General features: G+C 36.8%; 8 protein-coding genes. 4 read left to right on the forward strand and 4 right to left on the reverse strand.

What is annotated here, in order from left to right; genetic code table 11:
- Positions 1-8 precede the first annotated feature (8 nt).
- The 3 genes from dapD (at position 9) to ACE1OF_RS06365 (ending at position 3,646) form a co-directional block, all read left to right on the forward strand.
- Entirely contained in the window at positions 9-842 is an 834-nt protein-coding gene (dapD, locus tag ACE1OF_RS06355) for a 2,3,4,5-tetrahydropyridine-2,6-dicarboxylate N-succinyltransferase (RefSeq protein ID WP_448893412.1), read from the forward strand.
- A 293-nt stretch (positions 843-1,135) separates the two neighbouring features.
- Positions 1,136-2,665, forward strand: coding sequence for a thymidine phosphorylase family protein (locus tag ACE1OF_RS06360; protein WP_448893413.1), 1,530 nt, complete (start codon positions 1,136-1,138; stop codon positions 2,663-2,665).
- 57 nt (positions 2,666-2,722) lie between these two features.
- Positions 2,723-3,646: a ribose-phosphate diphosphokinase gene (locus tag ACE1OF_RS06365; protein ID WP_448893414.1), complete on the forward strand. Its 924-nt coding sequence runs from the start codon at positions 2,723-2,725 to the stop codon at positions 3,644-3,646.
- Positions 3,647-4,074: 428 nt separating this feature from the next.
- Here ACE1OF_RS06365 and pbp4b read toward each other — a convergent pair whose 3' ends face one another.
- Both pbp4b and ACE1OF_RS06375 read right to left on the reverse strand, forming a co-directional pair.
- Complete coding sequence (gene pbp4b / locus ACE1OF_RS06370; protein ID WP_448893457.1) at positions 4,075-6,543, reverse strand: penicillin binding protein PBP4B; 2,469 nt, start codon at positions 6,541-6,543, stop codon at positions 4,075-4,077.
- A gap of 176 nt (positions 6,544-6,719) precedes the next feature.
- Positions 6,720-9,647 (reverse strand): carboxypeptidase regulatory-like domain-containing protein, encoded by a 2,928-nt coding sequence (locus ACE1OF_RS06375; protein WP_448893415.1) that lies wholly within the window; start codon positions 9,645-9,647, stop codon positions 6,720-6,722.
- 252 nt (positions 9,648-9,899) lie between these two features.
- Here ACE1OF_RS06375 and ACE1OF_RS06380 point away from each other — a divergent pair, with 252 nt between their 5' ends.
- A complete protein-coding gene (locus ACE1OF_RS06380; RefSeq protein WP_448893416.1) occupies positions 9,900-10,745 on the forward strand; it encodes a MurR/RpiR family transcriptional regulator in 846 nt (281 codons plus the stop codon).
- A 36-nt stretch (positions 10,746-10,781) separates the two neighbouring features.
- Here ACE1OF_RS06380 and murQ read toward each other — a convergent pair whose 3' ends face one another.
- Positions 10,782-11,726, reverse strand: coding sequence for an N-acetylmuramic acid 6-phosphate etherase (gene murQ / locus ACE1OF_RS06385; protein WP_448893417.1), 945 nt, complete (start codon positions 11,724-11,726; stop codon positions 10,782-10,784).
- Positions 11,716-12,618, reverse strand: a complete 903-nt coding sequence (locus tag ACE1OF_RS06390; protein WP_448893418.1) for a BadF/BadG/BcrA/BcrD ATPase family protein — start codon at positions 12,616-12,618, stop codon at positions 11,716-11,718. The genes murQ and ACE1OF_RS06390 overlap by 11 nt, the downstream gene beginning before the upstream one ends.
- Positions 12,619-12,621 lie beyond the last annotated feature (3 nt).

Below are 12,621 nucleotides of genomic sequence, written 5' to 3' on the forward strand. Positions count from 1 at the left end.
ATTTATAAATGACTGATTTAACAGCCTTAGAAAGTACAATTGAACAAGCTTTTGAAGACAGAGCTAACATTAGCCCTGCCACCGTTTCTGATGAAGTAAAAACAGCAGTATTAGCATCATTAGCTGCACTAAACAACGGTTCAGCGCGCGTTGCTGAAAAAATAGCTGGTCAATGGCATGTACATCAATGGCTTAAAAAAGCTGTCTTATTATCATTTCGCATTTGGGACAACCAAGTGATTGATGGTGCAGAAAGTACCTTTTTTGATAAAGTCCCCATGAAATACAGCGATTATACTCAAGAAATGTTTGAAGCTGACGGTGTGCGTGTTGTTCCTGGCGCCTCAGTGCGTACGGGTAGCTTTATAGGTAAAAATGTTGTGGTTATGCCTAGCTTTGTAAATATAGGAGCATTCGTTGATGAAGGATGCATGATTGATGGTTGGGCGACCGTTGGTTCGTGTGCTCAAATAGGCAAAAATGTACATTTATCAGGTGGCGTTGGTATTGGTGGTGTATTGGAGCCATTGCAAGCTGGCCCTACGATCATAGAAGATAATTGCTTTATTGGCGCGCGCTCAGAAATAGTAGAAGGTGTTGTCATTGAAGAAGGCGCAGTCATTTCAATGGGCGTATACATTGGTCAAAGTACACGTATTTATGACCGTGAAACAGGTGAAATACATTATGGCCGTGTACCTGCTGGGTCTGTCGTTGTTCCAGGTAACTTGCCATCAAAATGCGGTAAGTACAGTTTATATGCAGCGATTATAGTTAAAAAAGTTGACGCGAAAACACGTGCTAAAACAGGTATTAATGAGTTACTTCGTTTAGCTGAATAATAAAGTTTTAAGTAAACGATTCATGCAAACAATGTCAACAAACAAAGTGATAAGTAATTCCCCTACGACCTACTTATCACATTAAATACGTATAACGACAAACCTAACTAACAAGCCAATAGCACCCTGCACTATTGGCTTTTTTATTAAAAAATTTAGATTCATCCAAGCATATGATCTACATTAACTTTGTGATAAATTTTTAGTATACACTATGAAAAACGTGCCTTTGCACACGCGTAAAGTATTTTCCCAAAATAACCTAATGAACCATTAATTGAGGTTGAAAACCTATGCTTAAATTAAAGTCTGTTGCCATTGATACGTTTAAAGAAAATGTGGTGTATTTACACCGAAATTGTCCTCTTTATCGAACAGAAGGTTTTCAAGCCTTAATGAAAATAGAAATTTACATTAAGGGATATGACAACCCTGTATTGGCTGTATTAAATATTGTTGATGATAATAGTATTGTTGATATTGATGAACTGGGGTTAAGTACTCAAGCATTCAAACAATTAAACAAACCACAAGGCATTAAAGTTTGCATTGCTCCAGCCAAACCCCCTATTTCACTAAAATCTGTTCATAAAAAAATTGCAGGTGAAAATCTCACTGAAAAAGAGTATCACCTAATCTGCCAAGATATTTTAGAAAACCGTTATTCAAAAATGGAAATTGCAGCATTTTTAGTTGCGTGTAGTCATAATGGCTTAGAGCGAGAAGAAATATTCTTTTTAACAAAAGCCATGGTTAACTCTGGGAAAACCCTAAATTGGGGGGAGTCTATTGTAGTTGATAAACATTGCATTGGTGGTATTCCTGGTAACCGCACCACCATGATTGTAATGCCTATTATAGCGGCACATGGTATGTTAATGCCTAAAACCTCTAGTCGGGCAATTACTTCCCCCGCGGGCACTGCAGACACGATGGAGGTGTTAGCAAAAGTTGAATTGTCGCTAGAAAAAATGAAAAAGATTGTACAGTCTCACCGCGGGATGCTTGCTTGGGGTGGCACAGCAAAATTAGCACCTGTTGACGATATATTAATTTCAGTTGAACGTCCTTTATCAATGGACTCTACGGGCCAATTAGTTGCTTCGATATTATCAAAAAAAATAGCTGCAGGTTCAACACACTTGTTAATTGATATTCCTGTTGGCGCCTCAGCTAAAATTCATGATAATCAAGAAGCATTACAATTAAGAAAACTATTTGAATATATTGGCGATTTATTTGCTTTGCATATTGAAGTTGTATTTACTGATGGTTCACAGCCAATAGGCAATGGTATAGGTCCAGCATTAGAAGCTAGAGATGTACTACGCGTATTAAGTAACCAAAAAGAGGCTCCTGCTGATTTACGCGAAAAATCATTACGCTTAGCGGCACGTATACTAGAGTTTGATCCAGATGTTAGAGGCGGGCAAGGTTATGCTATTGCCCGCGATATTTTAGAGTCTGGCCGTGCTTTTGATAAAATGCAGGCTATTATTATGGCACAAGGTAAGCAAGATGATCATGATCAACAAGCGCCATTACAGTACACCGTATTAGCGCAAAACAGTGGCTATATACACACGATAGATAATTTTAAAATTGCCAATATAGCCAGCTTAGCTGGTGCCCCTATAGATAAATTAGCAGGTATTGATTTATCTAAAAAGGTAGGAGAAAAAGTTAATAAAGGTGATACATTGTTTACTATCTATGCTTGTTTTAAAAGTGAGCTTGAGTTTGCTAAAAAACTTGCTGACGAAGGAAACGTATATACGATAAAAGCAAAACCTTCGACTAAAACAGAACAATATTTTATCTAACTGACTAAATTCACACGGCTTAATTGATTTAGCGTATAACAAAACACGGAAACTAGAATGACATTACTACTTGGTTTTGACGACTATTTACCGCAAGCAAAAAAACTTGCGCTTTCTTTAACTCTTCCTATGAAACAAGTTCATCTACATCAATTTCCAGACGGTGAAACAAAGGTCACCTTACCCACAGAGCTACCACGTAAAATAATAATTTGTCGTAGTCTATACCAACCTAACGAAAAACTAATTGAATTGATAATAACTGCCGCTGCTGCAAAAAACCAAGGCGTTGAGCATATTACCTTAGTCACTCCGTATTTATGCTATATGCGACAAGACATGGCCTTCCACGCAGGGGAAGCCATTAGTCAAAAAATTATTGGTAAATTACTTAGTGAATATTTTGATCGGGTTATCACCATAGATCCACATTTACATCGTATCAACAATTTAGCTGAGGCTATACCAAATAAAGAAGCCATATCCTTACATGCAACACAGGCAATAACAGATTTTTTAAAGCAAAAGTTCACTCATCCTGTCATTATTGGCCCTGACGGAGAGTCTCAACAATGGGTTAAAGCCATTGCTACCCCACATCAATGGCAATATACCATAGCTACGAAACAACGTTATAGCGATACACATGTAGCCGTTAGTTTTTCAGAAAAAGAAAACGAGTGTGATGAAAACCCAGCACTTAACCTAACTGGGCAGGACATTATTATTGTTGATGATATAGCCAGTACAGGAAAAACGCTGATACAGGCAGTAATACAGCTTCAGCAACAAAAACCAAAGAGTATTTCAATTATAGTGACACATGCATTTTTTGTTGATAGTGCGATAAAGCAATTAAATGATTTAGGCGTTAAGAATATATGGAGCTCTGATAGTATTCCTCATGCTACCAACGCCTTTAGCATTATTGATACTGTTGCAGCTCACCTAAAAGAGAATGCGTCCCAAAAGGGAAGTTAACCCCCTTAACGAGTAAAGATAAATTAGCAGTAAAGTGGGTATAAATTAAAATCATGCTTTATGCCCACTTTACACGCGGTTATTTATTATAGTTTAACAATACCAAGTTGATTAAGTTCTTTCCCACTCAGCGAGAATTAAAAGGCTTAGAGGCAAGGCATTGATTGAAGAGAATGGTCATTCCCTTGTCAAAATCAATAACGCCGCATATAAGCCTTTTAAACTCGCCCTTTGGGAGCTCATTAGCAAACTGATAACATCGCAAAATTGAAGAAATATAGAGTAACTATGTTTAATCAATTTTCCTTGTTCTAAGCTCGCTAATGAAGCGCTGAGTTGGGAAGAAATTTAATCAAATTGGTATAACGCCAAGCCCAAAAAAACTCTCATTTTAGGACGTCTGAATCCTGTCTCTTGAAGTAGTTTAGCTATAAAACAGCCTCATAAACCAATGATATAATGCTGCCATATTTACCTGTTTCAAAGGTTTTTCCTTTAAAGTTGTAATCGATTTCATCCCCTTCAATCATACTATGCCGAGCATTCGTTAACAGTACAATAGCTAAATCGTGCTCAGGATCAATAACAGTTACTGTTCCCGTCCATCCTGTGTGCCCGTATGCTAGAGGGCTTGCATAAGGCCCAAAATGCCATTTTAATGCACCATTATTATTTCGACGCCAGCCTAAACCATAACTACCATCGGTATCTGCTGGCTTTATGAATTGATCTAATACATTTTGCTCAAAAACCTGAGTGCTTCCATAGCCTCCTCTGTTCAAGAGTGTCTGCATTAACACCGCAAGATCAGTGGTTGTTGAAAATAGCCCAGCATGTCCAGCCACGCCAGAAAATGAATGAAATGCTTTTTCGTCATGTACCTCGCCTTGTAAAACATAACGACGAACATTATCGAAATCAACTCTTCCGCCCCTTGTTGTACCGTGAATTTCAGTTGCCACTATTTGCTGTTTGCTTTTACCTTTATTTAACGGGGTAAACAGGGTGTTTTTTAAACCAAGCGTTTGATAAATATCATACTCACAATATTGATCTAGCATTTTACCCGTAATACGCTCCACTAACATACCTAACAGCATAAAGTCAGTATCACTATATATGTGCTTAGTTGCCCTGCCGATAGAAAATGGCACTTTGGTTAGAATTAATTGCTTAGTATGTTCACTATTTTGAGAATAAAAAGTCTCTCCAAGTTTATTAGCTTTGTCAAAAAAACGTACTTGCGGAGCATACCCTGCATTATGAGTAAGTAAGTCTTTAACTAATCGTGTTTCTCGGCCTGAACCTTTATAATCAGGTAAATAAAATGCTAACGGTTTATTGATATCTAATCTACCTTCACTGACCAACTTCATTAAAGCAAAATTGGTCGCAAACATTTTGGTATTTGAGGCAATATCAAAAATTTTATCTGTGGTCATCGGCACAGGCGAAGCTAATAGTTCACCGCCATCCGCATATTTTTTGGCGTAACCATACGCAGTGTTTTTAATTACTTCGCCGTCTTTTATAACCAACAATACCGCACCAGGAAAGCCCTGTTCAATATCTGACTCAATTTGCTTGTCAACGTTAATGAAACGCTTATCTTGTCGACTACGGCCAGATGTAGCGCTAACTCCAGTTGTTTTGGTTAATTTAAGCTCAGGGTATGGAATGGTAATATGTAGTGATGCCCCTTCAGGCAAAATATTCTCAACCTTTAGGGTATTAACACCATTTCTGGTTCTTCGTTTCAAGCTATATTGATAACGCTGACCAGCAACCATTTGCTGTTCAATATTAAGCTTTTGTCCATTGATATAAATATCAGCAGATGCAGCATCATTATTATCAATAATTATTTCGCCGCCTCCCTTATAGCTTTTAAAAATAGCTCGGTCATTAACCAACTCACGCGTGCTTCTTTCTATTTCAGGGAATTTTTGGTCTATTTGTCCGCGTTTTTTAATAAAAGATACAACAGGCTCTTTGGTTATTTCATGATTAAAACGGTTCAATAAAGCTGCTAATTTATTTGGAAAGTACTTGTCTAATAAAGCAAACAAAATAGCAATAGATTTCGTATCAGGGTTTCCCGTTACTTTCCAAGGAATAAAATGCATTTGAAATGCAGAAAGCGTATCAAGTGTTTGGCTATCTAACTTGCCCGTTTCAATAACACCATAGCCATAATTTCTTAGCGCGTGTTGAATAAGCCCAATGTTAGGCTTTGTTTTATCGAACATTTGCCAGTATTTATCAACAGTATCTGTATCATACCAAGCACCAATACCAGCTTGATATAATTGTTGCCACGGAAATCTTGGGCCTGGATCATTTTTTCGGGTTGGGGTTATATCAGAGTGTCCGATAACTTGCGTTGGCGAGATATCGGGATTACGTTTAAGAATATCTTGTGACAACTTAATAATTAATTCAACCTGCTTGGGATCAAAGTCAGGAAAAATACACAATTTATTATCACCATTTTCTTGCTTATCGTTAACATATTCTCCTATAGCATCATCTAATTTTCGACATTCAGGTACATTAACCACTTCAATACCAATAGACTGGTCGTTCAATTCTGTTCGGCCTTGCCAGTAACTTTTTCCAGCATGCCATGCACGCTGAGATTCAGGTACTAATTGATAAATATTTAATTCATTTTCATTATAACTTTCATCATTGGTTTCTGGAATAAGGTAATGTGCACTTAAGCCACCTTTATCCACCAGAGCATGAACCGATTTTTCATAATCAATAGCTGTGTGATGCATTACCAAAAACTTGATTCGTTCATTAAAATTGTTGGAGGGTATAGACTTTATTGGCAATGAACTACAACTGGATAGCAACAAGCCGCAAATAAAGAGTTGGCATGTTAAAAACATTTTTTTATTTTTAACATCAAATAAAACAAACCTTCCCATCGTTATACCTTTTCATTAACTTATAAAATAGACGTATTAATAACCATTAATAGAAGTAATAAAAATCCCCATCTAGTGACGGGGATTTAAATAATAACTCTAAATAATACGCTGAAATTTAACTATTTATTCACTGATCAAAATTCCACTTTAACCGATAACTGTAATCGACGAGGACTAATCAATTCACGAGCTTCACCAAAGGTTGTATGTGATGCATATGGGTCATAATCATAACCAGTTTGATTATCAAAAACATTAAATAAATCAGCTTTAAACTCAACAACATAATCATCATAAAAAGTGAAGTTTTGGTTGTAGTTTAAATCCAATTGCCAATGGCTGCTTTCACGGCGGCTACCTGCATGTTCCGCATAACGAATGGTTGAACTAGCATAACCATATACAGAGCCGTCCCATTTCTCCCAAACATCACCTGATTGATAGATAAAGTATGCGCCAACATTGGCTTCCCAATCGGTAGTATAGTAACCAAATGCTTTAAATACATGAGGTTTATCGCCATTTAATGTTCCGTATTTTCCATCCCAAACTTGTCGACCTTCACCATCACCAAGGTTTGATGAACCAATAAATAAATTAGTATCACTATCCTCACCCGTATTATCTTGATCATAACTTCCGTAGTAATGACTCCATACATAAGAAACATTAAGGTAAGTACGATCCCCCTGATATTCAGCTTCTAAACTTACTTCCCAATACTTAGTAAAGGCATCATCTAACTCAGCAATAACATATGATGAACCACCCACTTCATCACGCATTGCGTCTAAGTTTTCAATATAAAGCCCTTTTTCAGCAATATGCGCTGGCACACCACCAAATGGACTTTCATAATCATCAAGACGTGAAGTATTCGGTGTATCTTCCCAGAAATGGTCGCCTTTACGATGACGTACATGACCACGTAAATACAGATTATTAGACATTGACTTAGTTGCACCAATAGTAAACTCATCAATACTTCGAGGTGTCATATCATCTTGAAAAAACTTACCTGATGAACCATCTCTTGGTTCTGATTCAATATAGTTACCGTCTTTGTCAAAATCAACATCTAATGCAGAACGCGTATTTCTTGCCCAAGAAGCAGCACGAGCTAATGACGTTGCTTCTGGATTATAACGAGCATAATTAATGAACACTGACGCATCTTCTTGGTAATTCCAAGTTGCCCCTAAACGCGGTTGAATCATATCTTTAAAATCAACCGTGTACATTTTATATTTTTCACCTGGTGCTAATTCATACCCTGACACATTAGATGAATTGGTTCTAAGACCTTGGCCATAAAGAACATCTTTACTTACGAGTACACCCACTTCGAAAATAAAGTTTTCATATTCAATTGAATCATTGATTTCTATATTATAACTTTCGCTTGAAGACTCAATTTCAGGTACTGTCGCGCCTGACGCATCTTGCAAACTCATTTGTTGAGTGATTGTTCGATAATAAATAGGGGTTCCATCAGACGCAGTTTCTTCACCGCCAATATATTCTAAACTACCCCAACCATTTGAGTATCGACTAAGTGTCTCTGTACCTTCAGCCCATTTAAAACCAACATGAATATTATGAAATGTTGACCCTAAATCTAACTCATGTTCTAAAGATATTTCAAAGCTGTCACGATAAAAGTTGTTTTGGTTAATAGTTGAAGCGGCACCAATACCACCACCACCAGTTTTCACACCTGCATCACCAATATAACCATATTGATCAATTAACGCTTGTGCACCCGCACTATCAAATTCATCATTGTCGAGTTGAAGGTTGGGTACAGAAAAGAGACCTAGGTTATCTAGGTTACTTAAATCGAGATCAGCGCCTGAAACAGGTGTAACATCAGGTAATAATCTATCAGGGCCACCAGAGGTTTCAAGTGTAAATTCACTGTATTGAAAATTTAACGTAGTATAATCACTAATAATATATGAACCTTCAAACGTTAAAATGTCTTGATCTGCTTTTGAACCTTCTGACGTACTATCGGCATTAAATGGTTCAATCGATTCACCTGTATTTTTTTTATCAGAGGTACGGTAACTAAAGTTTAATAATAAATCATCTATGGGTGCATAAGTTAATTTACCAAAATATTCTTTACGCTTACTGTCGTAATCTTTTACCGGACCAGTAGCATTAGACTTATTACCTTCATTTTCTTCTGGTTGATAAAATGAACCATAGAAAAACAATTGATCCGTTATGATAGGACCACTTAAGCTACCGATTAACCAACTTTGATCTAATTCGTATGATTCGCCATTAGCATCATCTTTTTCTGAAACAAGGTTCTTATTCTGAATTTTGTACTCTAAACTACCATGAAATTCATTCGTACCTGATTTAGAAATGGTATCAATTGAAAAACCACCTGAACGATTGAAACCTATTGCTTTCGCTCCACCTCGGTCAACAGTAACACTTTGAACATCATGAGTAGAGGGCTCAGACGCTAACGTACCAAACATAGGTAACGATACATCAACGCCATCAAAGCCATACTTATTATCTCGGCCAGAACCACCAGCAGACGGTCCTAAAACTGAGTTTTCAGAATATTGAACACCTGGAATAAGTTTCATCAAATCACGGTAGTTTGTACCTGTTGGTACACTTTCAACAACATCTGCACCGATAGAGTTAGTTAATGAAGAATTACCTTCACGAACAATGGATGACCCAGTGACTGTAATTACTTCGATTTTCTTATCAACAGGTTCAAGTAATAAATTTACTTTTGTTGATTGGTCTAAGAAAACTTCAACACTCATTCTGCGTGTTGTGCCATCAGCAGAAGCAAATGTGAGTTCATATGTGCCAGGAATTAATGCTGGGAGATTGTAACTACCATCAGTGTTTGTTACCGCGGTACGTGGCTTTGGCATGTTTTCACTTGAGGCTGTTACCGTAATACCACCAATAGCAAGGCCTGAGCCTTCTGCGGTTACCTTCCCTTTTATGCTAGCAGACTGTGCAAATGTAGATACACCTAGCCCTATTGCAATGAAAAGTGCTATTTTCGTTAATTTCATGTTTAGCTTCTCCAAGTTAATTATTATTTTAGATGTTTTTGATGTATGTTTTTTATTCTATTAACTTATCACAATACACATTAAAGTAAATATTTTATTACAACTTTATCAATTAATATAAATATATTATTATTTTTAACGATTGTTTTTATTATTTACTAACTAAAATATAGCGCTGTTACTATTTATTGCTAGCAATGATTAATTAAATAATGATATAAACTCAAAAATAATTTATTACTGTAGGTAACAATGTCAGCACTTGTTAAAATTAAAGCGATTCAAAAAACACTCTCTGTTAGTGAACTTAAACTCGCTAACTTTGTTTTGAAATCATCCAACGCAATAAGAGAATTATCATCGCAAGAATTAGCTAATGTCATTGGCATAAGCCAATCTAGTGTGGTTAAATTCACGCAAAAATTAGGTTACAAAGGTTATCCAGCGTTTAAAATGGCTGTAGTTGACGCACTAAACAATGACACTAGTGATCCCAAATTACACGGCGAAATTACCTTAAGTTCAAATTTAACTCAGATTGCTGATATATTGCTCAGCAGCAAAATGGCTGTACTTTCTGAAACAAAAATATTGAATGAACTAAAATCGTTTGAAGAAGCCGTTAAGTTAATCACCTCAGCCAAGCGTATTTTAATTTGCGGACTTGGTGGTTCAGCATTAGTTGGTAAAGATTTTTCGTATAAATTACAAAAATTAGGACTTTCTGCCTATGCAGAGCCTGATGGTCATGCACAACTAGCTTATGTGTCAACATTTAAAAAAGGTGATTTAGTCTTTGCTATTAGTGAATCAGGGCAAACAAGAGAAATAAAATCGGTAACTGAACAAGCAAAAGCAAATAAAAGCTCTGTAATATCTTTAACCAAATATGGCTCTACTCCTGTATCAGAAAATGCTGATGTGAAACTCTATTCAGTTGCAGAACAAGAATCTATACGCTTATCATCTATCCTAGCAAGAACCTCGCAAGAGTTTGTGATTGATATATTATTTATTGCTATTACACAATCTTCTAGTCAGGGAAGAAAACTATTAGAAAAGAGTAATAATGCGGTCAAAGAGTTTCGTGAGCAATAATAAAAACTTAGCTTAATAAAAAGCTAAGTGTTTTTACTATATGTGGGCACATTCGTTAACTGCAGCTCTTAAAAAACCATGATTATTTTCTAATAGCTCTTTAGCCTTATTTATGGGTAAACCAGTTAAAACAAGTAAAATAGCAAGTTTAGCATTATTACCAGCCTTGGCTAAAGCTGCAGTGGCCGTTTCAATGTCACAAGTGCTTGCCTGCATAACAATGTGAACGGCTCTTGCTTTCAGTTTTTCATTACTTGCATAAACGTCTACCATTAAATTTTCATAGCTTTTACCTGATTTAATCATACTTGCTGTGGTCAGCATATTGAGAATAAACTTTTGAGCTGTTCCTGACTTCAGTCGTGTTGAACCAGTAAGTGCCTCCGGCCCTACTTCAGCACAAATGGCAATATCAGCTTCTTTTAGTAATTCAGAACCTGAATTACAAGCAACCCCAATAGCAACAGCACCAACTTTTTTAGCATATTGTAAGGCTGAAATAGTGTAAGGGGTTCGTCCACTAGCAGCTATACCTACCACAACATCGTTTTGACACGCATGACATTCTTTCAGCTCGGATATTGCCAGCAAAGGATCATCTTCAGCGCCTTCAACAGCCTTATACATTGCGCTTTTTCCGCCAGCAATCAATGCAATAATTTGCTGATCTGAAACACTGAATGTTGGTGGGCATTCTACGGCGTCTAATACCCCTAAACGGCCGCTGGTACCTGCCCCCACATAAATTAATCTTCCTCCCTGACTAAAAGCAGAGACGATGCTTTCTACGGCTGAAGCAATATCTGGAATTGCACTATGAACGACTTGAGCAACTTTCTGATCTTCTTTATTAAGTGCAACTAATAAACTTGTTGTGTCTAATAAATCTAAATCCATCGTTGCAGGATTACGCCCTTCAGACGACATCTGCTGTAAGTCATTAATTAATTGGGATTGTTGAACATTTAATTTAGTCTTCATTTACTGATACCTTATATTTTAACTGTTTAGCTAAAAAACATGCACCGTCTAAAGAGTTACCTTTTGCATTAGTCAGCATAGATCGTAATTCTGGACTTAAAAATGGAATTGTTGGTACAGAGAGCCCCCCAAGCAAAATAACTGGTAACTGTAGGTTAGAGCGCGTTTTTTTAATTAAGTTTTCTACGTGATTAACATGCTCAATTAAAATGTTTTTAGCTAAATGACACCTGTCTTGATATTCAAAAACTAACGGTGCTAAACTTGCAAAGTCAGAAGGTGTCGCTGACGTTGACCAAGTTAAAACATTATCTAACACTCCTCCAAACCTTTTAACAATAATTCGAGCCAATAGGCTATGTACATTACCCGAATCTTCTATCTCTGATAATACAGATTTAACAATCAATACTCCCAATTTTGCTCCACTCCCTTCATCTCCAACATTAAACCCCCAACCTCCAATTTGAAACTCCTTTCCTTCGGCGGTTAATACCGCGCCAACAGATCCCGTACCTAACGATACAATTGCTATAGGCTTACCCAAATTAGCACCATAAAGAGACGTTTTTGCATCAGTATATACTTTTACGGCTTTATATCCGATTGAAATAGACACTTCAAATTGATGCGCTTTTTCCTTATTACTCGCTCCCGCTAATCCAAAAACAACGGTCACTTCACTAGGCTTACAATCAGCTTTGGCACATAATTCACTGAGTAACATTTTACAGTTATCTAGTGCAGCATTATAATCATTAGTGAGTGAAGCTGGTCCGCTTATCGCTTGCCATTTTTGTGCTGTGTCTAAATTTTCAAGCCGAGCAATGGTTTTAGTTCCGCCTCCATCAACACCCAAGATAAAATTTCGGTTATTAATAATATTATCCATAGG

This window comes from Colwellia sp. E150_009, from assembly GCF_053543955.1.

Excerpts from the sequence above, each read along its gene's own strand:
- dapD (WP_448893412.1), top strand. The coding sequence starts at position 9 with ATGACTGATTTAACAGCCTTAGAAAGTACAATTGAACAAGCTTTTGAA.
- ACE1OF_RS06390 (WP_448893418.1), bottom strand. The coding sequence starts at position 12,618 with ATGGATAATATTATTAATAACCGAAATTTTATCTTGGGTGTTGATGGA.
- ACE1OF_RS06365 (WP_448893414.1), top strand. The coding sequence starts at position 2,723 with ATGACATTACTACTTGGTTTTGACGACTATTTACCGCAAGCAAAAAAA.
- pbp4b (WP_448893457.1), bottom strand. The coding sequence starts at position 6,543 with ATGTTTTTAACATGCCAACTCTTTATTTGCGGCTTGTTGCTATCCAGT.
- ACE1OF_RS06375 (WP_448893415.1), bottom strand. The coding sequence starts at position 9,647 with ATGAAATTAACGAAAATAGCACTTTTCATTGCAATAGGGCTAGGTGTA.
- murQ (WP_448893417.1), bottom strand. The coding sequence starts at position 11,726 with ATGAAGACTAAATTAAATGTTCAACAATCCCAATTAATTAATGACTTA.
- ACE1OF_RS06360 (WP_448893413.1), top strand. The coding sequence starts at position 1,136 with ATGCTTAAATTAAAGTCTGTTGCCATTGATACGTTTAAAGAAAATGTG.
- ACE1OF_RS06380 (WP_448893416.1), top strand. The coding sequence starts at position 9,900 with ATGTCAGCACTTGTTAAAATTAAAGCGATTCAAAAAACACTCTCTGTT.